General features: G+C 69.5%; 28 protein-coding genes. 14 read left to right on the top strand and 14 right to left on the bottom strand.

Going from position 1 to position 24,357, the window contains the following annotated elements:
• The first annotated feature begins 235 nt into the window (after positions 1-235).
• The 8 genes from ilvB to DOS48_RS17700 all read left to right on the top strand — a co-directional run bounded on the left by ilvB (position 236) and on the right by DOS48_RS17700 (position 8,004).
• Entirely contained in the window at positions 236-2,038 is a 1,803-nt protein-coding gene (gene ilvB / locus DOS48_RS17665) for a biosynthetic-type acetolactate synthase large subunit (protein WP_127117004.1), read from the top strand.
• Positions 2,035-2,751, top strand: coding sequence for an acetolactate synthase small subunit (gene ilvN / locus DOS48_RS17670; protein WP_127117005.1), 717 nt, complete (start codon positions 2,035-2,037; stop codon positions 2,749-2,751). Before ilvB ends, ilvN begins: the two co-directional genes overlap by 4 nt.
• A gap of 13 nt (positions 2,752-2,764) precedes the next feature.
• The gene (ilvC, locus tag DOS48_RS17675) at positions 2,765-3,823 is read left to right on the top strand and encodes a ketol-acid reductoisomerase (RefSeq protein WP_127117006.1); all 1,059 of its coding nucleotides are present in this window, start codon (positions 2,765-2,767) and stop codon (positions 3,821-3,823) included.
• Complete coding sequence (leuC, locus tag DOS48_RS17680; RefSeq protein WP_127117007.1) at positions 3,823-5,283, top strand: 3-isopropylmalate dehydratase large subunit; 1,461 nt, start codon at positions 3,823-3,825, stop codon at positions 5,281-5,283. Before ilvC ends, leuC begins: the two co-directional genes overlap by 1 nt.
• On the top strand, positions 5,283-5,912 hold the full coding sequence (locus DOS48_RS17685; RefSeq protein WP_127117008.1) for a 3-isopropylmalate dehydratase small subunit 2: 630 nt from the start codon (positions 5,283-5,285) through the stop codon (positions 5,910-5,912). The genes leuC and DOS48_RS17685 overlap by 1 nt, the downstream gene beginning before the upstream one ends.
• The gene (locus DOS48_RS17690) at positions 5,913-6,911 is read left to right on the top strand and encodes an isocitrate/isopropylmalate dehydrogenase family protein (protein WP_127117009.1); all 999 of its coding nucleotides are present in this window, start codon (positions 5,913-5,915) and stop codon (positions 6,909-6,911) included. It begins immediately after the preceding gene.
• A gap of 105 nt (positions 6,912-7,016) precedes the next feature.
• Positions 7,017-7,391, top strand: coding sequence for a DUF555 domain-containing protein (locus DOS48_RS17695; RefSeq protein WP_127117010.1), 375 nt, complete (start codon positions 7,017-7,019; stop codon positions 7,389-7,391).
• A 73-nt stretch (positions 7,392-7,464) separates the two neighbouring features.
• Entirely contained in the window at positions 7,465-8,004 is a 540-nt protein-coding gene (locus tag DOS48_RS17700; protein ID WP_127117011.1) for a CBS domain-containing protein, read from the top strand.
• Here DOS48_RS17700 and DOS48_RS17705 read toward each other — a convergent pair whose 3' ends face one another.
• Complete coding sequence (locus DOS48_RS17705) at positions 8,005-8,184, bottom strand: hypothetical protein (protein ID WP_127117012.1); 180 nt, start codon at positions 8,182-8,184, stop codon at positions 8,005-8,007. It abuts the gene before it with no gap.
• A gap of 327 nt (positions 8,185-8,511) precedes the next feature.
• On the opposite strand from DOS48_RS17705, the gene DOS48_RS17710 reads away from it, so the two are divergent.
• The 3 genes from DOS48_RS17710 to DOS48_RS17720 all read left to right on the top strand — a co-directional run bounded on the left by DOS48_RS17710 (position 8,512) and on the right by DOS48_RS17720 (position 10,995).
• Entirely contained in the window at positions 8,512-8,817 is a 306-nt protein-coding gene (locus DOS48_RS17710) for a hypothetical protein (RefSeq protein WP_210755400.1), read from the top strand.
• Positions 8,818-8,909: 92 nt separating this feature from the next.
• Positions 8,910-10,673 (top strand): nitrite/sulfite reductase, encoded by a 1,764-nt coding sequence (locus tag DOS48_RS17715; protein ID WP_127117013.1) that lies wholly within the window; start codon positions 8,910-8,912, stop codon positions 10,671-10,673.
• A gap of 28 nt (positions 10,674-10,701) precedes the next feature.
• Positions 10,702-10,995, top strand: coding sequence for a DUF6360 family protein (locus DOS48_RS17720; RefSeq protein ID WP_127117014.1), 294 nt, complete (start codon positions 10,702-10,704; stop codon positions 10,993-10,995).
• Between the two features lie 152 nt (positions 10,996-11,147).
• On the opposite strand, the gene purM is transcribed toward DOS48_RS17720, so the two are convergent.
• The 3 genes from purM to DOS48_RS17735 all read right to left on the bottom strand — a co-directional run bounded on the left by purM (position 11,148) and on the right by DOS48_RS17735 (position 14,720).
• Positions 11,148-12,146, bottom strand: coding sequence for a phosphoribosylformylglycinamidine cyclo-ligase (gene purM, locus DOS48_RS17725; RefSeq protein WP_127117015.1), 999 nt, complete (start codon positions 12,144-12,146; stop codon positions 11,148-11,150).
• 71 nt (positions 12,147-12,217) lie between these two features.
• A complete protein-coding gene (locus tag DOS48_RS17730; RefSeq protein WP_127117016.1) occupies positions 12,218-12,892 on the bottom strand; it encodes a metalloprotease in 675 nt (224 codons plus the stop codon).
• A 46-nt stretch (positions 12,893-12,938) separates the two neighbouring features.
• Positions 12,939-14,720 carry a TraB/GumN family protein gene (locus DOS48_RS17735; protein ID WP_127117017.1) on the bottom strand — a complete coding sequence of 594 codons (1,782 nt, stop codon included), beginning with the start codon at positions 14,718-14,720 and terminating at the stop codon, positions 12,939-12,941.
• A gap of 107 nt (positions 14,721-14,827) precedes the next feature.
• Between DOS48_RS17735 and DOS48_RS17740 the strand changes: the two genes are divergently transcribed.
• The 3 genes from DOS48_RS17740 to DOS48_RS17750 all read left to right on the top strand — a co-directional run bounded on the left by DOS48_RS17740 (position 14,828) and on the right by DOS48_RS17750 (position 16,654).
• On the top strand, positions 14,828-15,520 hold the full coding sequence (locus DOS48_RS17740; protein ID WP_127117018.1) for a winged helix-turn-helix domain-containing protein: 693 nt from the start codon (positions 14,828-14,830) through the stop codon (positions 15,518-15,520).
• Positions 15,521-15,664: 144 nt separating this feature from the next.
• On the top strand, positions 15,665-16,117 hold the full coding sequence (locus DOS48_RS17745) for a bifunctional nuclease family protein (RefSeq protein WP_127117019.1): 453 nt from the start codon (positions 15,665-15,667) through the stop codon (positions 16,115-16,117).
• 54 nt (positions 16,118-16,171) lie between these two features.
• Entirely contained in the window at positions 16,172-16,654 is a 483-nt protein-coding gene (locus DOS48_RS17750) for an acyl-CoA thioesterase (RefSeq protein ID WP_127117020.1), read from the top strand.
• A gap of 47 nt (positions 16,655-16,701) precedes the next feature.
• Here the strand turns inward: DOS48_RS17750 and DOS48_RS17755 are convergent, their stop codons facing one another.
• The 10 genes from DOS48_RS17755 to DOS48_RS17800 all read right to left on the bottom strand — a co-directional run bounded on the left by DOS48_RS17755 (position 16,702) and on the right by DOS48_RS17800 (position 24,342).
• On the bottom strand, positions 16,702-17,190 hold the full coding sequence (locus DOS48_RS17755; RefSeq protein WP_127117021.1) for a DUF123 domain-containing protein: 489 nt from the start codon (positions 17,188-17,190) through the stop codon (positions 16,702-16,704).
• A complete protein-coding gene (locus DOS48_RS17760; RefSeq protein WP_127117022.1) occupies positions 17,187-17,621 on the bottom strand; it encodes a DUF393 domain-containing protein in 435 nt (144 codons plus the stop codon). The genes DOS48_RS17755 and DOS48_RS17760 overlap by 4 nt, the downstream gene beginning before the upstream one ends.
• A 151-nt stretch (positions 17,622-17,772) precedes the next feature.
• On the bottom strand, positions 17,773-18,057 hold the full coding sequence (locus DOS48_RS17765; RefSeq protein WP_127117023.1) for a hypothetical protein: 285 nt from the start codon (positions 18,055-18,057) through the stop codon (positions 17,773-17,775).
• Between the two features lie 77 nt (positions 18,058-18,134).
• Positions 18,135-19,193: a metal ABC transporter permease gene (locus tag DOS48_RS17770; protein ID WP_127117024.1), complete on the bottom strand. Its 1,059-nt coding sequence runs from the start codon at positions 19,191-19,193 to the stop codon at positions 18,135-18,137.
• Complete coding sequence (locus DOS48_RS17775; RefSeq protein ID WP_127117025.1) at positions 19,193-19,933, bottom strand: metal ABC transporter ATP-binding protein; 741 nt, start codon at positions 19,931-19,933, stop codon at positions 19,193-19,195. Before DOS48_RS17775 ends, DOS48_RS17770 begins: the two co-directional genes overlap by 1 nt.
• 92 nt (positions 19,934-20,025) lie before the next feature.
• Complete coding sequence (locus DOS48_RS17780) at positions 20,026-21,096, bottom strand: metal ABC transporter solute-binding protein, Zn/Mn family (protein ID WP_127117026.1); 1,071 nt, start codon at positions 21,094-21,096, stop codon at positions 20,026-20,028.
• Between the two features lie 137 nt (positions 21,097-21,233).
• Complete coding sequence (locus tag DOS48_RS17785) at positions 21,234-21,725, bottom strand: YbaK/EbsC family protein (protein ID WP_127117027.1); 492 nt, start codon at positions 21,723-21,725, stop codon at positions 21,234-21,236.
• 86 nt (positions 21,726-21,811) lie between these two features.
• Positions 21,812-22,537, bottom strand: a complete 726-nt coding sequence (locus tag DOS48_RS17790; RefSeq protein WP_127117028.1) for a ribosome assembly factor SBDS — start codon at positions 22,535-22,537, stop codon at positions 21,812-21,814.
• A gap of 73 nt (positions 22,538-22,610) precedes the next feature.
• Entirely contained in the window at positions 22,611-22,811 is a 201-nt protein-coding gene (locus DOS48_RS17795) for a hypothetical protein (RefSeq protein ID WP_127117029.1), read from the bottom strand.
• A gap of 61 nt (positions 22,812-22,872) precedes the next feature.
• Positions 22,873-24,342, bottom strand: a complete 1,470-nt coding sequence (locus DOS48_RS17800) for a CRTAC1 family protein (protein WP_127117030.1) — start codon at positions 24,340-24,342, stop codon at positions 22,873-22,875.
• Positions 24,343-24,357: the final 15 nt, after the last annotated feature.

Consider the following 24,357-nt stretch of genomic DNA (forward strand, 5'->3'; position numbering starts at 1 on the left):
CTCGGCCGCATTGCTCGATCCGAGATGCGACGGCACACCGCGCGCCAGACGACCGCTGCCGCCGGAGCCGTCGCGCCGATTATTGTAGGGGTATAAGCCCCTACACTACCCTTTCCTCATCGACGCCACGTATCGACGAACGCCAGCGAGCGAGCCAGTTTTCGCCCACCGATTCGGCGTTCGGACCGACCGACTCTCACAGCCGCGAGATGCACCACCGAACACCACCACGACAATGAGCGACACAGCAGCACAGCCACGAGAGGACGACGCGGAGGACACGGACGACCCCACCGAGGGCGGAACGGGCGACCCATCGGACGACCACGGCTCGGGGCCGGTGTCGACGGGCGCCGAGTCGGTCGTCGCCGCGCTGGAAACGGCCGGCGCCGAGACCGCCTTCGGCGTGCAGGGCGGCGCGATCATGCCCGTCTACGACGCCCTGTACAGCTCGTCGATCCGGCACGTGACGATGGCCCACGAGCAGGGCGCGGCCCACGCCGCCGACGCGTACGGCGTCGTCGCCGGCGAACCGGGCCTCTGTCTCGCGACGTCGGGCCCCGGCGCGACCAACCTCGTCACCGGCATCGCCGACGCCGACATGGACTCCGACGCCATGCTCGCGTTGACCGGGCAGGTGCCGACCGAGTTCGTCGGCAACGACGCGTTCCAGGAGACCGACACGGTCGGCGTCACGCGCCCGATCACGAAACACAACTACTTCGCTCACGGCGCGGACAGCGTCGGCGACACCGTCGGCGAGGCGTTCGAACTGGCGCGCGCGGGGCGCCCCGGTCCGACGCTCGTCGACCTCCCGAAGGACGTGACCCAAGACGAGACGAACGAGACGCCCGGCCCGGCGACGGCGCCGCCCGGAACCGATCCCGACCCGAACGCCGACGCCGACGCCGTCGAGGAGGCCGCCCGCGCCATCGAGGCGGCCGAACGGCCCCTGTGCCTGTTCGGCGGCGGCGTGATCAAAGCCGAGGCGAGCGACGCCGCGCGAAGCTTCGCTCGCACGTACGGGATTCCCGTGACGACGACGATGCCGGGAATCGGCTCGTTCCCCGAAGACGACGACCTCTGCCTCTCGTGGGCGGGGATGCACGGGACCGGCTACGCGAACATGGCGATCACCCACACCGACTGCCTTATCGCGGTCGGCACTCGCTTCGACGACCGGCTGACCGGCGGCATCGACACGTTCGCCCCGGAGGCGGAAGTCGTCCACGTCGACATCGACCCGGCCGAAATCTCGAAGAACGTCCACGCCGACTACCCGCTCATCGGCGACGCCGACCGCGTCCTCGACCAGTTGACCGCGGCGGTCCGCGAGGCGCCGGACGCCGAGGCGTGGCGTGACCGGTGTGCGGAGTGGAAAGAGACGTATCCGCTCACGTACGCGACCCCGGACGACGAGCCGCTGAAGCCGCAGTTCGTCGTCGAGGCGTTCGACGAGGCGACCGACGACGACACCATCGTGACGACCGGCGTCGGCCAACACCAGATGTGGGCCTCCCAGTTCTGGACGTACACGGAGCCCCGGACGTGGGTCTCCTCGCACGGGCTGGGCACGATGGGATACGGCGTGCCCGCCGCGGTCGGCGCGCGCGTCGCGGCCGACACGATGGGCGAGGAGGACCGCGACGTGGTGTGTTTCGACGGCGACGGCTCCTTCCTGATGACGATGCAGGAGCTCTCGGTGGCCGTCCGCGAGGACCTGAACATCACCATCGCCGTGCTCAACAACGAGTACATCGGCATGGTGCGTCAGTGGCAGGACGCCTTCTACGAGGGCCGTCACATGGCCTCGGATTACACGTGGATGCCCGAGTTCGACAAGCTCGCCGAGGCGTTCGGCGCGCTCGGCCTCCGCGTCGACGACTACGACGAGGTCGCGCCCGCAGTCGAGGAGGCCCTCGACTACGACGGGCCCGTCGTGATCGACTTCCACGTCGACCCCGAGGAGAACGTTCTCCCGATGGTGCCGAGCGGCGGTGCAAACGGCCAGTTCGCGGCCGTGGAGGACCAGCTATGAGCGACGACGCCCCCGACGCCCGACCCGCGACCGACGGCGGCTCCGCGTCCGACGCCGGGAGCGGCGCCGAGGCCCGGCCGGCCGCGGCCGACCAGCCCGCGCCGGAAGAGCGCGAGCAGCCGGAGGGCCGTCGCAACCTCGAAGGGATCCGCATCGACCCCGTCGTCGAGGCGGAACACGACTCCCGTCGCGCCGTCATCTCGGCGCTCGTGGAAGACGAGCCGGGCGTGCTCGCGCGCGTCTCCGGGCTCGTCTCCCGCCGGCAGTTCAACATCGAGAGCCTCACCGTCGGCCCCACGACCGTCGAGGGCCACTCGCGGATCACGATGGTCGTCGAGGAGACGGACCCCGGCATCGACCAGATTGAAAAGCAGATGGCGAAGCTGAAGCCGGTCATCTCGGTCGGCGAGGTGTCCGGCGACGCGGTCACGGCCGAACTCGTCCTGTTAAAGGTCGAGGCCGACGACCCCGCGGCGGTCCACGCTGTCACCGAGATGTACGACGGTCGGACGCTCGACGCCGGGCCGCGAACGATCACCGTGCAACTCACCGGCGACGAAGACCGGATCGACGACGCGCTCGACGCGTTCCGCCAGTTCGGCATCCTCGAAATCGCCCGGACGGGCCAGACGGCGCTCGCGCGCGGCGACACCCCCACCGCACCTGGAGAGAAACCCGGAACGGCCGGCGAACCGACAACCCACGGCGATTAATTTCCCACAACACATGACCGACGCAGACACGCAGACGTTCGATTCGACAGTATACTACGACGACGACGCAGACGAGGAGGCGATCGCACACAAGACCGTCGCCGTCCTCGGCTACGGGTCGCAGGGCCACGCGCACGCACAGAACCTCGCCGACAGCGGGGTCGACGTGGTCGTCGGCCTCCGCGAGAGCAGTTCCTCGTGGGACGCCGCGGAGAGCGACGGGCTCCGCGTCGCGACCCCTGCCGAGGCGGCCGCGGAAGCCGACATCGTGAGCGTCCTCGTCCCGGACACGGTTCAGCCGGACGTGTACGAGAACGCGGTCGAGCCGAACCTCGACGCGGGCGACACGCTCCAGTTCGCCCACGGGTTCAACATCCACTACAACCAGATCCAGCCGCCCGAAGACGTCGACGTGACGATGGTCGCGCCGAAGTCGCCGGGCCACCTCGTGCGCCGTAACTACGAGAACGACGAGGGGACGCCCGGCCTGCTGGCGGTCTACCAGGACGCGACCGGCGACGCCCACGACGAGGGGCTCGCGTACGCGGCCGCCATCGGCTGTACCCGCGCCGGCGTCGTTGAGACGTCGTTCCGCGAGGAGACGGAGACCGACCTGTTCGGCGAGCAGGCCGTCCTCTGTGGCGGCGTTACCTCGCTGGTGAAACAGGGCTACGAGACGCTCGTCGACGCGGGCTACTCGCCGGAGATGGCCTACTTCGAGTGTCTCAACGAGCTGAAACTCATCGTCGACCTGATGTACGAAGACGGACTCGGCGGCATGTGGGACTCCGTCTCCGACACCGCCGAGTACGGCGGGCTCACGCAGGGTGACGTCGTCGTCGACGAGCACGCCCGCGAGAACATGGAGGAAGTGCTGGAGAAGGTCCAGAACGGCGAGTTCGCCCGCGAGTGGATCGCCGAGAACCAGGCGGGCCGGCCCTCCTACACGCAGCTCCGGACGGCCGAGAAGAACCACGAAATCGAGGCCGTCGGCGAGGAGCTTCGCGGCCTGTTCTCGTGGCAGGAGGAGGCCGAAGAGGACGAAGAGGAGTCGGCCGAGGTGACCGCCTGATGAGCGAGGGAACGCTGTACGACAAGGTATGGGAGCGCCACAAGGTAACGGAGCTCCCGAACGGGCAAGACCAGCTCTTCATCGGCCTCCACCTCGTTCACGAGGTGACGAGTCCGCAGGCGTTCGGGATGCTTCGCGAGCGCGACCTCGACGTCGCGTACCCGGACCAGACGTTCGCCACGACCGACCATATCGCGCCCACCGAAGCCGACAAGCGCGAACGACCGCTGGCCGACGACCAGGCCGAGGAGATGCTCTCGGCGCTCGAACGCAACACGAGCGAGAGCGGCATCACCTTCTTCGGCTTCGAGTCCGGCAAGCAGGGGATCACCCACGTCGTCGCGCCGGAGCTGGGCCTCTCCCAGCCGGGGATGACGGTCGCGTGCGGCGACAGCCACACGGCGACTCACGGCGCGTTCGGCTCCATCGGCGTCGGCATCGGAACGAGCCAGATCCGCGACGTGCTCGCGACGGGCTGTATCGCGGCCGACAAACAGAAGGTGCGCCGGATCGAGGTCGAGGGCGAGCTCGGCGAGGGCGTCTACGCGAAGGACGTGATCATGAAAGTGATCAAAGACCTCGGCGTCGACGGCGGCGTGGGCCACGTGTACGAGTACGGCGGTCCCGCCATCGAGGCGCTCGACATGGAGGGGCGGCTCGCCGTCTGTAACATGTCCATCGAGGGCGGCGCTCGCGCCGGGTACGTCAACCCCGACGAGACCACCTACGAGTACCTGCGGGGTCGCGAGTACGTCCCCGAAGGCGAGGCGTTCGAGGAGCGGAAGCAGTACTGGGAGTCGGTCGCCTCCGACGACGACGCGGAGTACGACGACGTCGTCACCGTCGACGCGGACGGTCTCGACCCCCTCGTCACGTGGGGGATAAACCCCGGACAGGTGGTCGGGATCGACGAGCCGGTGCCGCACCCGGACGACTTCGAGGCCCGCACGGACCGCGAGGCCGCCGAGAAGGCGATCGATCACATGGACGTCGAGCCCGGCCAGTCGATGCTCGGCTACGATGTCGACGTGGCCTTCCTCGGCACCTGCACGAACGGCCGGCTCTCGGACTTCGAGGAGGCGGCGCGGATCTTAGAGAACCACAGCGTCGACGAGGACGTGCGCGCGCTCGCGGTGCCCGGCTCGGAGACGGTCCGCGCGCAGTGCGAGGAGCGCGGCATCGATCAGACGTTCATCGAGGCCGGCTTCCAGTGGCGCCGCGCCGGCTGCTCGATGTGTCTCGCGATGAACGACGACCAGCTCGGCGCCGGCGAGGTCTGTGCGTCCTCGTCGAACCGCAACTTCATCGGCCGGCAGGGGTCGAAGGAGGGGCGAACGGTGCTGATGAGTCCCGCGATGGTCGCGGCCGCGGCCGTCGAGGGAGAGGTCGTCGACGCGCGCGACTACCTGCGCGACGGGCCGACCGGCGGCGCCGGCGGCGTCGAGGAGGTGGCCGACTGATGGCTCCCGAGGCGAGCGCGGGCGACGACGGGGAGCAACACATCACCGAGGTGTCCGGGACGGGCGTGCCGATCCCAGGCGACGACGTCGACACCGACCAGATCCTGCCGGCGCAGTTCATGAAGGAGGTCACGTTCGACAACATGGCGGACTACCTCTTTTACGACGCCCGGCGCGACGAGAACGAGGAGCTCAACGACCACCCGCTCAACCGCTTCGAGGGCGCGTCGATCGCGGTGGTCAACTCCAACTTCGGCTGCGGCTCCTCTCGGGAGCACGCGCCGCAGGCGATGATGCGATGGGGCGTCGACGGGGTCGTCGGCGAGTCGTACGCCGAGATCTTCCGGGACAACTGCAAGTCGCTGGGCATCCCCGCGGTCACCGCGGACCACGAGACCGTGGTGGCGCTCCAGGAGTGGATCGAAGCGAATCCCGACGGCGACATCGAGATCGACGTCGAGGGCGAGACCGTCACCTACGGCGACACCGTCATCGATGTCGACGTGGACGACGCGATGCGAGAGGCCCTCGTCGAGGGTATCTGGGACACGACCGCGCTGATGTACTCGAACCGAAGCAAGGTCGACTCGACCGTCGACGGGCTTCCGTACGTCGAGGGTGACGACTGAATGGGCGACGAGATCGTCGTCATCGAGGGCGACGGGATCGGCCGCGAGGTCATCCCCGCCGCCGTCGACGTGTTGGAGGCGTTCGACCTCGACCTCGAGTTCGTCGCCGCCGACGCGGGCGACGCGACGAAGGAGGCGACCGGCGAGGCGCTCCCGGCGGAGACGTACGACCTCGCCGCCGACGCGGACGCGACGCTGTTCGGCGCGGCCGGCGAGACGGCCGCGGACGTCATCCTCCCGCTGCGCGACGCGGTCGGGTCGTTCGTCAACGTCCGGCCCGCCAAAGCGTACCCCGGCGTCGACGCGCTCCGCCCGGAGACGGACGTGGTCTTCCTCCGCGAGAACACCGAGGGCGTCTACTCGGGCCACGAATCCCGGCTCTCCGAGGACCTCTCGACGCTGACGCGCGTCGTCACCTCGCCGGCCTCGCGCGAACTGGCCGAGTACGCCTGCGAGTTCGTCGAGGACGGGCGCGGTCCGGCCGGCGGCCCCGAAGACGGGTTCACGGTCGCGCACAAGGCGAACGTGATGCGCGAGACCGACGGGCGGTTCCGCGACGAGGTGCTCGCGGTCGCCGAGGAGCAGGGCGTCGACGCCGACGAGGAGCTGATGGACGCGTTCGCGACGAAGCTCCCGCTGAATCCGAACCAGTACGGCGTGATCGTCTGTCCGAACCTCGCGGGCGACGTCCTCTCGGATCTGGCGGCTGGACTCGTCGGCGGGCTCGGACTGTTACCCTCGGCGAACATCGGCCACGACAACGCGCTGTTCGAGCCGGTCCACGGGACCGCGCCCGACATCGCGGGCGAGGGGGTCGCCAACCCCACGGCGGCGATCCTGTCGGCCGCGATGCTCCTCGCACACCTCGGTCACGAGGCCGAGGCCGAGCGCGTGCGCGACGCGGTCGAAGGCGTGCTGTCCGACGGCCCGCGCACCGGCGACCTCGGCGGCGACGCGACGACCGGCGAGGTCACGGACGCGGTCTTAGACCGGCTGTAAGCCGGCTCCGAGGGCGCGTTCGGGTCGGTCACCGACTTCTCGTAAGCCTACGACCTCCGCGGGCGAACCACAAGAAAGGAAACCCTGCGGCCCGTCGAACCGCGTATGAGCAACTACGAAGTCGCGATGGAAGCCGCCTGGTTGGTCCGTGACGTCGAGGAGACCGACGACGCCATCGGCGTCGCGGTCAGCGAAGCCGGCAAGCGACTCAACGAGACGGACAAGCAGTACGTCGAGGTCGAACCCGGCGTCACCGGCTGTCCGGCCTGCGGCGAGCCCTTCGACGCCGCGTTCCTCGCGGCCAACACGGCCTTAGTCGGACTTCTCTTAGAGATCGACATCTTCAACGCCGACAGCGAAGAGCACGCAGAGCGGATCGCGAAAAGCGAAGTCGGCGGCGCGCTGCGAGACGTGCCCCTCGAGATCATCGAGGTCATCGAGACCGAGGGCGACGAGGACGACGACCGCGACGACGAGTAAGCGTCCGTTCGCTCGGCGGCGCGATATCGGTCATCGTCGAAACCTTTTATAATAACTGTGGGTAATCTGGCGTATGGAACTCCCGACGCCACAAGACCTCCGCGAGCGGCGGACCACGCTGGAGTTGACACAGAGCGATCTGGCCGACGCCGCAGACGTCTCACAGCCGCTGATCGCGCGCATCGAGGGCGGCGACGTCGACCCGCGGCTGTCGACGCTGCGGCGCATCGTGAACGCGCTCCAGGAGGCGGAAGGCGAGGTCGTCCGCGCGAGCGACCTGATGAACGAGACGGTCATCAGCGTCGCGCCCGACGACGCCGTGCGCGGCGCGGTCGAGCTCATGGAAGACGAGGCGTACTCGCAGTTACCCGTCCTCCAGAGCGGCGTCCCCGTCGGCTCGATCAGTCAGGGCGACGTGGTCCACGCCGGCGAGAACGTCGGCGACCATCCCGTCAGCGAGGTGATGAGCGAGTCGTTCCCCACGGTCGCACAGACCGCGACCGTCGACGAGGTTCGAAACCTGCTGGACCACTACAAGGCGGTGATGGTGACCGACGGCGGTGAGACCGTCGGGATCATCACCGAGGCCGACATCGCCGCGCACCTGTCGTAGTCAGCTCTCTCGCTGTTCCGAGAGCCGCTCCCAGATCTCCGTACAGCCGACGCCGTCCTCGATTTCGTCGAGGTGGTCGGCGCCGGCGTCGCCCGCCCCGTCTCGCTCCGTTTCCGCGTCCGGTTCGCGGTCGGCGGCCTCCCTGTCGTCGGTCGCCTGCGAGTCGTCCCGCTCGGTCATCGGTCCGCGGAGCGGTCGTCGAAGAGTTCCGGAGCCACGTCCGCGGACGTGTGCTGGCGGTGCTCGTCGTCTGGTGCGGGTCGATCGTCGGTCGGATCGGCGGTCGTCGTCATACCCAAACGCAAGCACACGGGACGGATAAGGCCCTGTACAGCTGTAAATCGAACCACTACTCCCCGATACCGGATTTCTCCTCCGGTATCTCAGAGGGCGTCCTGCGCGCGATCCCGTCGCAGTCATGCGGTTTTCTGATCGGGCGGCGTCACCGAAACTGTCGCCGATTGTGACCACCGCCACGCATTGGGTCGCCGCGGGTGAACTGGCGGTATGACCACTCGTCTGCGCGTCCTCGACGACGGGGCGTGGATCTCCGTCGACGACAGCCGCGAAGTCCGCGTCAGCGAACTGTGGCGCCTCGACGCGCCGGATTTCTGCCGGTGTGCGCTCGCGGATCTGGTCGTCGAGAACTTCCAGTCGGTCGGCGTCGACGGGTCGACCGTGGAGGCGCGGGTGTACGGCCAGTGTATCGCGTGCGGCGAGACGGGCGTCACCGGCTGGGTCCCGGTCGGGCGGGTACACGAGGGTGAGTTCGCCGAACTCGCCCGCGCCGCGGTTCGATCCCCCCAGGGGTGATCGTCCCGGCAACACGTGCCGGATCGCTGAAGCATCGGGGAAGGTTGACTCTACGCGGTCGCCTATGTGGGTACCGGGAGTAGCGAAGGTCGATGCCAACGGACGTAGAGAACTGGAAGTCGGAGGCGTACGGGAACGAGGTCCGCGACCGCTTGTTCGAGTTCGCGGAGGCGGGGTTCGACTCGATTCCGGACGACGAGCGGGACGCGTGGTTCGAGCGCTTCAAATGGTGGGGGCTGTACCACCAGCGAAACGGACAGGAGGGGTACTTCATGCTGCGGATCGGCACCCCGAACGGCGTCCTCGAACCGGGGCAACTCCGGACCGTCGGCGAGATAGCCGACGAGTACGCCCGCGGGCCGGGGACGAACCCGATCTTCGGCGACGCGTACGCCGATTTCACCACCCGGCAGTCGATCCAGCTCCACTGGATCGAGCTGTCCGACGTGCCGGCGGTCTTCGAGACACTCGAAGCGAACGGGCTCTCGACCCAGCAGGCCTGCGGGGACTCCTGGCGGAACATCGTCGGAAACCCGGTCGCCGGCAAAGACGCCCAAGAGGTGATCGACGCGTGGCCGGTGATCCGCGACCTCAACGAGACGTTTAAAGGAAACGACGACCACGCGAACCTCCCGCGGAAGTGGAAGGTGTCCGTGACCGGGTCGGCCGACGGCTCCGGGCAGGGCGACATCAACGACCTCGCGTTCGAGCCCGCGTACAAGGCGGTTGGAGGCGCGGGCGACGACGGCGAGGACGCCGTCGGCTTCAACGTCCGCGTCGGCGGGGGGCTCGCGCGCAACGAACCGCGGCTCGCCCGCGACATCGACGTCTGGGTGCCGCCGGAGCGGGTCGCCGACGTCGCCGGCGGGCTCTCCGCGCTGTTCCGCGACTACGGCGACCGCGAGGACCGGTACAACGCTCGCGTGAAGTTCCTCGTCGACGAGTGGGGCGCAGAGGAGGTCCGCGAGACGCTCCAAGACGAGTACGTCGAGTTCGACCTGGAGCCCGCCGGCCGCGACGTTCGCGAGGAGTACACCTACAACGCGGGCGAAGGCGCGCGCAACGACCTGGTCGGCGTCCACGACCAGAAAGACGGAGCGAACTTCGTCGGGCTGAACGTGCTCGTCGGCCGGATGGGCGCGGCCGACGTGCTCGCGCTCGCCGACCTCGCCGAGGAGTACGGCTCCGGCGAGGTCCGGCTCTCGCAGCGCCAGAACGTCATCGTCACCGACGTGCCGGACGACGCGCTCGACGAGTTCCTCGCGGAGCCGCTTCTCGACCACTACTCGCCGGACCCGTCCCCGTTCATGCGCGGCTCCGTCGCGTGTACCGGGACCGAGTTCTGCTCGCTGTCCATCGTCGAGACGAAGAACCGGCAGGTGCGATTCGCCCGCTGGCTGAAGGCCAACGTCGACCTCCCCGCCGACGTCGAGGAGTTCCACATCCACCTCTCCGGGTGTACGGCCTCGTGCGCGCAGCCGCAGATCGCCGACGTGAGCCTGCGCGGGATGAAGACCCGCAAGGACGGCGACCCGGTCGAGGCGCTCGACGTGGGCCTCGGCGGGGGGCTCGGCGAGAACCCGCAGTTCGCGCGGTGGGTCACGCAGCGCGTCCCCGTCGACGAGGTGCCCGGTGCGATCGCGAACCTGATCGAGAGCTTCGCCGCCGAGCGAGAGGCGGGCGAGTCGTTCCGAGCGTTCGTCGCTCGCCACGACGACGACGCGTTAGACGCGCTCGTCGACCCCGAAGAGACCGACTACGAGGACCCGATGATGCACAACACCAAACGCACCTGGTACCCGTACGCCGAGGACGACGCCATCGAGGACGCGCCGGCGACGCCGGCGGACGACTGACGATGCGGGGTCCGAGCCGGGGGCTGCGATGAGCAACCGACTGCTCCGCGTGAACGCGTACACGACCCTCGACCTCGTCGACGGCCGGGTCCGCGCCCACGAGTTCGAGTCCGACGCGCCGGGCGTCGTGAACGTCACCGCGCCGCGCGAGGCGCCCGAACAGGTGACACTCCAGGTCGAACTCGACGACACGGCGGTCGACGGCCTCCCCGCCCACGCCGACGAGATCGACCTCTCGCCCGCGCAGGCGCGGACGCTCGCCGAGGCGCTACAGTCGACGGCGGACCGCGTCGAGGCCGCACAACGCGGCGACTCCTTATAAGCGAACTGTGCGGTGGCGCCGGCGTCAGACCGCCGGCTGCAAGAGGTGCATCGCGCCTCTCTGCGTGCCGGCGAGCGCGCAGACCCCCGAGAGACGGGCGTCACGCCGCCGTCCATTTATAAGCGATCGAGAGCGGTGTCGAGGGCAACCCCTTATAAATCCAGTCCACGGATCGCGACGCTCCCCTCGTCGCCCTCCTCCACGTGCCCGATCACGCGCCCGTCCGTCTCCGCAGCCAGCGACTCGGCGGCTTCGGGGTCGAGCGCCGCGACGAAGCCGGTTCCCATGTTGAACGTGCGGTGCATCTCCTCGTCGGAGACGCTCCCTTCGGCCTGGACGAACTCGAAGACGGGCTGGGGGTCGAAGGCGTCGTCGACGACGTACCGGTTCGCGCCGAGCCGCGTCAGGTTCGTCCAGCCGCCGCCGGTGACGTGGGCCGCGCCGTTGACGCCGTGGTCGCGCATCGGGTCGAGCAGGTCGGTGTAGATCCGCGTCGGCTCCAAGAGCGCCTCGCCGACCGTCTCGTACCCGTCGAACAGGCACGGGTCGGTGTACGCGTGGTCGCGGGTCGCGGCTTCGCGCGCGAGCGTGAGCCCGTTCGAGTGGATCCCCGACGAGCGCCACCCGACGAGCGCGTCGCCCGGCTTCGCCGCGCCGTCGAAGACGGCGCCCTTCGCGGCGAGTCCCGCGCAGGTCCCCGCCAGATCGAGTCCCGAGATCACGTCTGGCATCACCGCGGTCTCGCCGCCGACGAGTTCCATGTCCGCGAGTTCGGCGCCGCGCGCCAGCCCGTCGCCGACCTGTTCGGCGAACTGCTCGTCCGGCTCGTCGACCGCGAGGTAGTCGACGAAGGCGACGGGGCGCACCCCGGCGGCGACCAGATCGTTGACGTTCATCGCGATACAGTCGATCCCGACGGTCGAGTAGTCACCGAGAGCCTCGGCGACGAGCAGCTTCGTCCCCACGCCGTCAGTCGCGAGCGCGAGGTAGCGGTCGCCGATGTCGAGCAAGCCGGCGTAGTCGCCCTCGGCCTCGCCGACCGCGCCGATCAGCGCGGCGGTTGCCGCCTCACTGGCGTCGATGTCGACGCCGGCGTCCGCGTAAGTGAGTTCGTCGCCGTCGCGTGCGTCGTCGTCCTCGCCCTCGGTCATGTGTGTCGAGGGACGCCGGCGGAGCAAAAACGCACCGTTACGGCCGGGAGCGCGTCGAGCGTCGAGCCGCCTCAGAACGGCCCGCCGAATCCGAGCCCGCCCACGAACACCAACCCGACGGTCAAAAGCACGGAGAGGGCGAAGAAGCCGGCCCACACCGGCTTGCTCCACTTCATGACGGTCTTCCCGTCGAGGGGGCCGTACGGGATCAGGTTAAACGCGGCGAGGAAGACGTTGATCGCGATGCCCCGCGAGCCGATCAGGGTGACGACCGGGCTTCCGATCACGGGCCCGACGACAAGCGCCGGCAGGAAGACGGCCGTGAGAAGCAGGTTGACGACCGGGCCGGCGAGCGCGATGTGACCGTGTTCGCGCGGCGTGAGCCGACCGCGGTGGTGGACCGCGCCGGGCGCGGCGAAGATGAACCCCAGGAGCGAGCTCATCACCGCCAGAAACAGCATGCTGTTGTCGGCCCGGAACTCGGCCACCTGGTCGTAGTGGACCGCGACGACCTTGTGGGCGATCTCGTGGAGCAGGAACGCGACGCCCGCAGTGAGCAGCCCGACGAGCAGCGGCGGGAGCACGCCCGCCGCGAGCAGTCGCCCGAAGCCCGCGGTGCCGTTCACGAAGAAGAGCGTGAACGCGACGCCGAGCGCGAGCCACGCGACGAGTAGGTCGCGGAGCTCCGTGCCGCTGAAGTAGAGCCCGGCGATCCGGCGGCCCTGGAAGGTGCCACTCACGGGCATCCCCCTCCCGCGAGTCGGGTTACGGGAGCCACCGAGCGCGGATCGCTCATGCGCCACCCGTGACCGCGTTCCGGACCAACTCGGCCCCAGTGGTTGCGCCCTGGACCAGCAGCCGCCCCACCTCGTCGACGCCGCCGACGTCCCCGAACATCGCGGGGATGACGTACACCGCGAACAGGAAGCTCGCGACGATGCTGCCGATGTTCGTCATCGCGACGACGACGATGAGCTTGAACAGGGGCACGTCGAGCATCGCGGCAATAAGCTCCGAGGGCGACTGCGTCTCGTCGGAGAGCAGCTCGTTGAGCCGCCCGATGTCGCCGACGTTCACCGTCAGACTGCGCAGTTCGACGTAGCCGGTGAACCAGCCGGGAGCCAGCATCGGGTTGATCGAGGTCATCCACGCGACCGCGCCGCCGACCCCGGCAGATGTCCAGCGAGCCCCGGCAGCCTTCGCGAACGCGAACGCGAAGACGCCGTTTATCAGGAACCACGCGGCGAACAGCCGGAGCAGGAACGCGTTCGCCACGCCGGCGAGCGCGAGCAGGACGAAAAAGCCCACGAACCCGACGGTGATCGCGTAGCCGATCGCCTTCTTCCAGGGGAGTCCGCGCCCGCGCTCTTTCCCCACGAGGTCCTCCATCGGGGGCAGCGAGGCGGGGTCGGCGAGGTACCCCTCGATCCCGGCCCGGTGGCCCGCCCCGACGACGGCGACCACGTCGTAGCCGGCCTCGCGGAGGGCGACGAGGCGGTGGCCGATGAAGGCGTCGCGCTCGTCGATGAGCGCCTCGGCCCCGCCGGGCGAGAACTGGCGGAACTCCTCCATCATCATCGTCACCACGTCGGTGTCGGTCAGGTCCTCCATCCCCAACTCTTCGATGCCGCCGTGTTCTGGCTCGCCGCCGCCCCGTCCGAGGGCGCCCATCGCGAGCGACGCGAAGCCACCGAGGATCAGGCCGAACGAGACGCCGAGACCGAGGCTCCCGACCGCGCGCACGGTGAACCCGCCGAGGTACGTCGCGACGACTCCGTCAAGCACCCCGAGGGCGGCGGCGAACACCCCCGCGACGACGCCCGAGACGGCCGCGGCGTAGAGACGTCCGTCGGGCGAGAGCGCGATCTTCCCCCCCTGATCGACGGCGATGGCGACCCCGACCGCGGCGACGACGCCGCCCGTGACGCTCGTCAGCAGCGCGTCGGTGACGCCGAAGCTCCCGCCGAAGAGACCGATCACCGGTCCGGCCAAGATTCCGACGAACAGCCCGACCAACACGCCGACGACCCGAGAGTCGGTGACGCCGAACGCGAGCCCGCCGACCATGCGCAGCTTCTCCGTGATCGTCATCCGGGCCCAGAAGCGCTGGATCGTCGTCTGGATGTCCCTGTCGACCAAGGCCACGTCGATGCCGAGCCCCTCGGCGACGTCGATGGCGGCTCGCATGTCCGCGCCGGGCTCGATGTCGAAGCGGTCGCCCAGCTGGGTCTGGACGTACGACAGCATCCAGTACGCGAGGAACTGGAAGACGGTGTTGCCCCGGAGCAGGTCGCTCGCGTCCAGATCGTCGGGGCTCTCGCCGTTCATCTGCCGGTACCGCCCCTCGTCGAGTTCGACGGCGACCACGTCGGGTCGCTCGCGTTCGATCGTCTCCTCGACCTCGTCGACCGACCGCTCGGAGACGTGTGCGGTCCCGACGACCGTCACCGAGCCGTCGCCCTCGGCGGTCGCGCCGGCCGCGTCGCTCGGCGGGGCGCCCTCGCCGCCGGAGGCGACTGCCGGGCCGTTCGCCGTCGGGGGCGGGGACTCGGATCCCCCTGGCGTCTCTGTCATTGCCACGACCTACTCCGTCGCCGCGTTTAGGGTTTGTGAGTCGGTGAGCCCCGTTCGCGCGTTGTCGATCCAACAAATTTGTATCCTCACGGGGTAGACTGTGGGGTATGTCGCGGCTGTTGCCCTCCATCTCCGACGCGACCCCCGAGAACCGCGAGCCTCGGGTCGTCGGCGTCGACGACGACGACGCAGACGCCCTCATCGCGGCCCTCGGCTCCGAGACGGCGCGTGAGATTCTCACGCACCTCCACGATCAGCCGGCGACCAAGTCGGAGCTCGCCGACGCCGTCGACACCTCGCTCCAGAACGTCCAGTACCACCTCTCGAAGCTCGACGGCGCGAACCTCGTCGAGGTGGTCGACACGACCTACTCCGAGAAGGGTCGCGAGATGGACGTGTACGCGGCCGCCGACGAGCCCCTCGTGCTCTTTGCCGGCGGCTCGGCCGAGTCGCGCGGGATCAAGTCCGCGCTCATGCGCCTGCTCGGCGGGTACGGCGTCATCGGACTGGCGGCGGTCGCGGCCCAGCGTCTCCTCTCCGTCGCCGACCCGACCGCCCGCGTGACGACGACCACCGACGGGGCCGGCGGCGACGCCGTGGGCGCGGACGGCTCGGACGGCGCCTCGATCGAGTCCGCATCGGACGCCGGAGGGGGCGACATCGACGGGACCGTCGAGTACGTCGTCGACCCCCTCGCCGACTACGCCGTCTCGCTCGTCGAGCCCGGACTCGTCTTCTTCATCGGGGCCGCCGTCGTGTTCACGCTCGCGTGGGCGTACTGGTACCGGAGCGGTCGCTGAGGCGGGACGCGTCGCGAGCGTGCGGGCGGCCGTTCCGGGTCGCACGGGTGACCGTCCTGCACTCGACTCTGGGTCGCACGGGCGACCGTCCCGCACTCGACTCGCGTGGGACAGCTATTCATGCCGTCGTCGACTGTACCCACCATGGAACACGAAGCCGAGGTCGTCGGGGTCGGGGCGGGCTCCGCACCCGGCGGCGACGTGCCGGCGGTCATTCTTGCGGCGCGCGACGAGTACGTCCCGATCTTCGTCAGCGGCGATCAGGCGCAGTCGATCGGGATGGCACTGGAGGGCGAACCGTTCGACAGACCGCTGACACACGACCTCCTCGTCGACATCCTCACCGAGTTCGGCGGCGCGATAGACCGCGTCAGGGTCGACGACCTCAGAGACGGCACCTTCTACGCCAAAGTCGACGCCGAGCGGTACGAGGACGGCGAGCCGGAGCGGTTCGTCTTCGACGCGCGCCCCTCCGACGCGCTCGCGCTCGCCGTCCGGATCGACTGTCCGATAGTCGTCTCCGACGAAGTGATAGACGAGGCGGGACGCTCACAGGACTCGGTCCGGTTCGACGACGGCCCTCGCGGCGACTCGTAACCGCCGGCGCGCGTCGGTCAGGAGGTTGAAGTCGCCCGCCGTCCCACCCACTGCATGGACGAGACGGCGACGGTCGCGGAGTCGTACACCGAGATGACCGAACTGCTGTTGCCGAACGACACGAACAACCTCGAGCGCGCGCTCGGGGGCGCGGTCCTCCACTGGATGGACATCTGCGGCGCTATCGCCGGGATGCGCTTTTCGAACCGACAGGTCGTCACCGCGTCGATGGACCACGTCGATTTCATCTCCCCAATCGAGATGGGCGAGGTCGCCGTCATCGAGGGGTACGTGTTCAACGTGGGGACCACGAGCCTCGACGTGAAAGTCGACGTCAGCGCGGAGAACCCCCGGACCGACGAACACCGGCGGACGACCACCTCCTACTTCACCTTCGTCGCGCTCGACGACGACGGGCGCCCGGCGAGCGTCCCCGAGCTGATCGCGCCGACCGAGGCGGAGGCAGAGCTGCGCGACGACGCCATCGAGGGTCGGCGCGAGCAGCTCAAAAGCGTGACCGAGCGGTACGACCTGTAGCCCCGGCTAGCGCGCGTGGGCAGTGAGGGTGTCGTCGGGATTTCCTTTTAACTCGTGCCGGGAACCACGTCGACCCGGCCGTCGGTCCCCGAGACCGCGGCCTCGTGTGCGCTGCGGACGCGCTTTATAAACCCGCCAGCCTCCGCGCTCCCCGCAGCGAGGTGGCTCGCGCAGTCGCAGTCCGACGCGCCGAACCCGTCGAGCGGCCCCGCCGGAAGCCGGCTCGCGACCGCACACTCCACGTCGACGCCGACGCTCCGCACCACGCGGTCGAGCCACGCATCGGGATGGCCGAGCAGGTAGTCGACGTGCCAGTGCCGCACGTCGTTGTCGCCGCGGGCGGTCCGCCGGTGTCGGTCGACGCGCGAGAACCCGCCGGGACCGAGCGCGCTGCCGGTGTACGCGTAGGTGCCGGCGTCGAATCGGTGGGCGCCGAGCGCGCCGACTTCGATCGTCGCCGGGGCCGTGAGGTCGACGAGGAGCGTGTAGGTGCCGCCCGCGTCGCTTTCACCCTCGCCGTCGCCGTTCCCGCTCACGACAGTGCGTCCGGCCGTTCGCTCGCCGCCGGGCGGAGGTCGGCGACGAGGTCACGCGCCTCGTCGCGCAGCCGATACGTCTCGTGGATGTCGGCGGGGTCGCGCCCGCGGCCCGATAAGGTTCCGACGACGCTCGCGATCCGGTCGTAGTTGTCCCGTACCAACCCGCCGACGATTCCCGGCGTGCCAGCGCGGTCCGCGAGCTCCTGTGCCGCCGAGCGCCCGGCGTACACTCGGTTCTCGCCCGGATCGACGAGCACCATCGCGAACGGGCGCGAGCCGAACTGCGCGTCGAGGAACGGCCCGACCGGGTCGGCCTCCCACGGCACCGCGACGACGCCCTCCAGCCGTCTGAGCGCGACGGCGGCGACCGAGCAGTACGGGCAGTCGCCGTCGAAGATCAGCACCGGCGCGTCCGGGTCTGTGTCCATACAGATCGGTACGCGCTCCGACGGGTTAAACTGCCTGCCGGAGGGTCTTCGTGATACATTGCGGCGGCTCCGTGTAGACTGGTGAACTGCTCTATGTAGACTGGTGAACTGCTCTAATATATAAAGGGGTGCGGCGACCGCCGCCGACAGATTAGTGCGAGTGGCCGAGCGCGTCTTCGAGCGACTGCCCGAATCGCTCTTCGAACAGCTCTGCGGCGGTGTCGTTCATCTCTTCGATGTCGTCGGGCACCTCGCCCTCGCTGTGGTGAGCGATCACGTGCGCCTGCTGTGCCATCGCCTGTACCACCACGTCGCTGACGACGCGGGTCGCCTCCTCGCCCTGCTGGCTGAGCACGTCGACGAGGCCGGCGGGCAGTTCGAACGACTCCTCGTTTCCGTCGGGGTCCGTGACCGTGTAGGTCTCTGTGTCTCCCATACCCGGAGGACGGGACCGGAACATAAGGGTCTGTGGAAAGCGGTCGCGGGCGACTCACACGCTCCGACGTGTCGCGATCACCCATGCGAGGAGATGGCGTTCACCGAGAAGCCGGCGCCGACGATGCTCGCGAGGTACACCGCGATGGCCGTGACGACGATCGATCCCCCCGAGGGGAGGCCGAGCCCGATAGAGACCGCGAAGCCGCCGATCACGGATATCTGCCCGAATATCACGGCGAGGTACATCGTCTCTCGGAAGCTCCGGGCGACCTGCGAGGCCGCGGCGACGGGCACGACGAGCATCGCCGCGACGAGGATGACGCCGAGGACCTGCATCGCGCCGACGACGACGACCGCGGTCAACACCACGAGCAGCGTGTTGTACCCGGTCACGTTCAACTGAGCGACCCGCGCGGCCTGCTCGTCGAAGGTGATAAAGAGGAGCTGTTTGTACGTCAGCGCCACGCCCGCGACGACGAGCAGCGACAGCACGCCCATCAGCCGCGCCCCCTGCGGGGTCACGACCGCGAGGTTCCCGAACAGGTACCCCCGGATGTTGACGCCGGTGAGCCCGTCGCCGTAGCTGATGATGAGGGTCCCGACCGCGAAGCTCCCGCTGAGCATGATCGCTATCGGCACGTCGCCGTAGGCGTCGGTGCGCTCCGTGAGCCACTGGACCACGAGCGCCCCGAGGATGCCGACGACGAGCGCGACGAGCAGCAGCGACCCGTTCCAGCCGGTCGACGACGTGACGAGGATACCGATCGCCACTCCGGCGAACGCGGTGTGCGCGAGCGTCTCGCCGATCAGCGCCATCTCGCGGTGGACGAGGAACGACCCCACGAGGGGGGCGACGATGCCGACGAGCACGCCGGTCGCCATCGACTGCCACATGATCGGGTGGCGGAACACGTTCGTGCCGAACGCGGCGTCCATCCCGCGACCGACCGACCGGAACCCGGCGTACAGGTCACTCGCCACCGGGAGGTCCTGCGCCCAGTAGAGCAGGAGAAATCCGAGCATGCAGACGGCGACGACGCCCGTGACCGCGATGCCGGCGAGTTCCGCGGTCCGGCGAAGCCCCCGACTGGGCGGTCCGTGAGTCTCGCCGTTTGTCGGCGGCGTGTCGCTCATTAGTGGTGGTGGTGGACGACCTGTCCGGTGCTGCCGTACGCCTCCGCGAGGGCGTCGCTCTCGACGAACGACTCGGTGTCCCCGTGATGGTACAGCTCGGTGTTGATACAGGCGATTCGGCTCGCTCGGTCGGTGACGACGCCGATGTCGTGTTCGATGAGGATGATGGTGATCCCGTCGTCGTTGAGCTCGTCGAGGAGGGCGTAGAAGGCGTCGCGCGACTCGGCGTCGACGCCGACGGTCGGCTCGTCGAGCGCGAGCAGGTCGGCGTCGCTCGCCAGCGCCCGCGCGATGTACGCCCGCTGTTTCTGGCCGCCCGACAGCTCCGAGACGAGCCGGTCGGCCAGTTCGCCGATGCCGACCGTCTCGATGGCGTCGTCAACGGCGGCGCGGTCGTCGGCCGAGAGCCGCCCGCGGCCGGCGTGCGCGAACCGGCCCATGGTGACGCACTCCCGAACCGTGACCGGCATGGCGCCGCCGCGGCTCGTCGCCTTCTGTGAGACGTATCCGATCCGACCGCCGTCGTCGAACTCGTCGACGGGACGGCCGAACAGCTCGACCGACCCCTCGTCGGGCCGGTGCAGCCCGAGCATGAGGTGGAGCAGGGTGGTCTTCCCGGACCCGTTCGGACCGACGAGGCCGAGGAACTCCCCCGCCTCGACTCGCAGAGAGACGTCGCTCACGGCGACCGTGTCGCCGTAGGAGAACGTCACGCCGTCGAGGTCGACAATCGCGCTCACGTGGTGTGTGCCAGATGGGTCGCCCGCACGTTTATCTCTTTTACTCCGCGCTTCGGGGCCGCCATCCCGCGTATCGCGCCGGTGTGTCCCGCTCACTGCGCGTCGAACGCCCGTTTAAACGCGGGGATGTTGACCTCGGTCATCTGCTCGAGGTAACCGTACCCGGCGTCGTTCCACTCGCGGGTCGTCCCGCCGGCGGGCGTGACCGGAACCGCCGCGGTCGCGTCGCTGTTCTCGACTATCGACTCCGCGAGCCGCGACGACTGGAAACGGTCGTACAACACCGTGTCGATCCCCTCGCTGTCGACGAGGTCGATCGTGTCGGCGATCTCCGTCTGCGTCGGCTCGTTCTGCGGCGAGACGCCGACCGGCGAGTGAAAGCGGAACCCGTAGCGAGCCTCCAAGTACTGGAAGGAGTTGTGGCCCGCCATCACGGCCACGTCGCGCGCGGCGGTGTCGGCGATGGACTGGAACGCGTCGTCGACGGCGGCGAGTTCCTCGCCGTACGCGGCCGCGTTGTCGGCGTACGCCTCGGCGTTGTCCGGGTCCGCCTCCGAGAGGCCCGCCGCGATCGTCTCGACGATGTCGGCCGCGAACACCGGGTCGACCCAGACGTGCGGATCGTGCCGGCTGCCCTCGTGCTCGTCGCCGCCGTGTTCGTCGTGGCTGTGTTCGTCGCCGCCGTGTTCGTGGCTCGTGTCCTCGTGTTCGTCGTCGTGGCTCTGGGTCTCCTCCGACTCGTGGCCGGCTTCCGCGTGAGAGTGGTCCCACTCGAGGAGGTCGCCCTCGAGGCCCGCGAGGCCGTCGATCACGGCCACCGTGTCGTAGTCGGCTTCGAGCGTCGCGGCGAGGTCCTGCGCCCACGAGAACTCCGGGTTGTCGAGGTAGACGAACGCGTCCGTCGACGCGACGTCTGCGGCGAGCGTCCCGTCCGGCGTCCACCCGTGGCCGAGCTGCCCCACGTCGACGGGGTCCTCGAAGGTCGCGTGGTCCCCCGCGACCTGGTTCGCCCAGTCGTGCAGCGTGAAGAAGGCGGCGTAGCCGGAGTCGAACTCCTCGGACCCGCCGCTCGCGGTGTCGGAACAGCCCGCCAACGACGCCGCCGTCCCGGCGAGCGCGATCCCCGCACCGCGCCGCAGCACCGACCGCCGTGAGTGTGTCATACCGATCGATACCGCCGGTTAATAGAAAAAGGTTGTTATTTCACAACTCTGGATTAATAACTCGGGCGTCGAGAGCGGCGCCGATTAACAACTCGGCGGGCGGCGCCCGACCGGCCGGAGACGGTCGGCGACGCGGCTCACTCGGTCAGGTCGACGACCGTCGCGCCGGCGAGGTCCGCGAGCCGTCGCGGCGCAATGGGAAACACGGCCTCCGGCGTCCCCGCCGCGCCGTAGACGGTCTCGTACCCGGTCAGCGTCGGGTCGAAGACGGTCGGGAAGTCGGCGTCGTGACAGATCGGGGGGACGCCGCCGATGCTCCACCCGACGCGCTCGCGGATTCGCTCGGGGTCGGCCATCGCCGCGTCGGCCGCGTCGAAGTGGGCCGCGACCGCGGCCAGGTCGAGTCGGTTCGCGCCGCTCGTGATCGCGGCGACGAGTCGGTCCGTGTCGGCACCGTCGCCCTCGGAGAGCGAGACGACGATGGTGGACGCGATCGCCGCGGTGTCGCACCCGACAGCGTCGGCCGCGGCGGCGGCCGTCTTCGTTCCCGCGTCGAACTCCAGCGCGTCGATGTCGACGCCGTACCGATCCGCCGCCCGCGCCGCGAACTCCGCCGTGCGCTCGTGCATGGACGATCGAGGCCCGCGGACCGCTAAGAAACTCCCGGCCGCGACGCGCCGTCTCGACTCACCGACCGACGAGCGCGAACCGACCGCTACCGCGTCCGCAACTCGTCTTTGTCCTTTATGACGCGGGCGTCGCCCTCGCCGGACGTGACCTCGTTGACGAGGTCATAGAGGTCGTTTTGCAGCCCCGCGGGGAAGGTCAACACGCCGACCCACGACCCGTCGTTTTGCCACTCTTCGCGCTCTAAGTCGCCGAACTCGCGGACCTGTGCCTGTCCGGAGCCGGCGTAGTCGGCCGGCAGTTGGACCGCCATCGTCACCTCTTCGAACCGGATCGGGATGACGGGCCGGAGCGCTTCGAGGGCGTCGTCGACCTGGTTTTCGACCGGCTCCATCGGGTCGACCTGGAAGCCGGCCTCGGTCAGCGCGCGCTCGATTCGCTCGGGCGGGTGCGGGGAGTCGTCCATCTGCGGGTTCACCGCGTTGCGCGTGATGGTGGTCACGAGTTGGTTGTGCTTCCGCTCTTGCATCTCCTCGCGCTGTTCGGCGGTGATCTGTATCTCGCCGCGCCTGACGATCTCGGGGATTATCTCCAGCGGGTCCGTCGTCTCGAAGACCGTCTCTAAGTCCGCCTCAGCCGGCCTGTCGCCACGAGACGCGTTCTCGAACACGTCCTCGGCGGCGATGACGTCCTGCAGTTCTCCGTCGAACTCGCCCCGCTTCATCGAGAGCGCGGCCTCCGGATCGATCAGCACCTCGAACCGTTCGCCGTGCGACTCCAAGCGGGCCGTCACGGCCTCGTCGAGCGATATCATATCTCCCGCTACCACCCCTACGGTGAAAAAGCCTCCCGCGCCGCCGATGGAGTCGCCTCGCCGCGCGTTCAGGTCACCCGCCCGCCGACGGGCGCTCGTCCGTCCACGCCTCGCGACAGGCCTGCGAACAGAAGTGTCGATGCACCGCGTCGTCGCCGTCGACCCACGTGACGGTTCGGCGGCCGACGCCGAGCGCCGGGTCCCCACAACTCGCGCAGCGCGGCGCGGACTCCTCGTCGACGTCCTCCTCGAGGTCGGAAGTCGGGTCTACCATACCCGTTCGTACACCCCCGGCTACTTGAACCTGCGAGGGGCGGCAGTTCTAGCCGTGCGACTCACTCCCGAACGGGCCGCCCGTCGCCCATCCCCGATCGGTTCCCGCGTCGCCGTCGGTCGGTCGAGGCCGGCGTCAGCGAGGGGTGTTCGACCGTGAGTTCCGAATCGGGCGTCGGATCGAGAATCGTTCGCTCCCGGCCGTCCGGCCACCGGACGTGGACGCGGAGCGGGGTCGCGCCGCCGAGCCCGAAGTGGGCGACCGGCTCCGTCTGGCAGAGGCAGCCGCCGCCGGCGTCGACCGTGCGTCGCTGCTCACCGTCGTCGGTCCTGAGCCGGACCACGGCGCCTCGCGCGGGAGCCCCGTGGCGGGTCGTCGGGCGGACCCGGAGCCACCCGGCGGCCGTCGCGCTCGGGTCCTTATAAATCGAGATCGGCTGGGCGGCGACCTCGCCGTGGACGACGAGCAGTTCCAAGACGCCGTCGGCGTCGATGTCCGCCGCCACCGCGCCGGTTCCGAAGCCGTCCGGCTCGGCGGCCGGGCCGGGGTCGACGCGACGCCAGGGGGTGTCGCCGCCGGACGCGTCGGGGTCGCCCCCCCGCTCACCCTCCCGTGCGAACAGCCGGTTGGGTTCGCCGGAGGCGTTGAAGAACAGCTCCTCGCGGCCGTCGTTGTCGAAGTCGGCGGCGACGACGGTTCGGATACGCCCCGTCTCGCGGAACGCCGGCGGCGCCGCGTCGACGAAGCCGTCTCCGGGCGACTGACGGAGGAGCCGGTTCGCCCCGCCCTCGTTCCCGATGGCGACGGCGAACCGCCCGCCCTCGTCGACGAGGGCCGCCCCTCGCGTGTCGCCCGCGGGATCGGAGAGCGCGGCGTCGCCGGCGGTCCGGTCGTAGTGACCCCCCTCGTTCCGGAACAGGTGGTTCGGGCCGCGCTCGACGCCGGCGAACAGGTCGCCTTCCCCCGAGCAGTCGGGGACCGCGAGCAGCGACCGACAGCCCTCGTCGACTGTCAGCCCTACCGCGTCGGCCATGTCGGTTATCTCGCCGTCGTCCCCGACTTCGTAGAACGCCAGGGGCGCGGTGTACCCGGAGACGGCGACGCCGTACCGGCCGGTCCCGAGGCGGTCGAGCGCGGCGACGGAGCGTCCGGCCCGGACCGCGAGTCGGTCGGCGTTCACGTCGAGTGCGAACAGATCGATCCAGCGGTAGCGCTCCGATTCGAGCCGGTTTAAGAGCAGGTCCGGATCGCCGCCCCCGTCGACGCCCTTGGTGCAGTTGTGGACGTACACCTCCTCGCAGCCGTCGGCGTCGAGGTCGGCTGCGCACACGCCCATCCCGTGTCTGGTTCCGTCGGCGACGATGCCGCAGGCCGTGTCGACGAAGCGGTCGCCGTCGCGGGCGTACAGGCGGTTCGGCTCGCCGTAGCCGGCGACGAACACGAGCGGGCCGTCCCGGCCGGGCGTCACCGCGACGCCGTAGCCTCGGACCGGGTCGTCGTCGGCGACGAGGTCGGACCGCTCGGTGAACATGGCCGTTCGTCACCG

It is taken from the genome of Halorubrum sp. PV6, from assembly GCF_003990725.2.
GTDB lineage: Archaea > Halobacteriota > Halobacteria > Halobacteriales > Haloferacaceae > Halorubrum.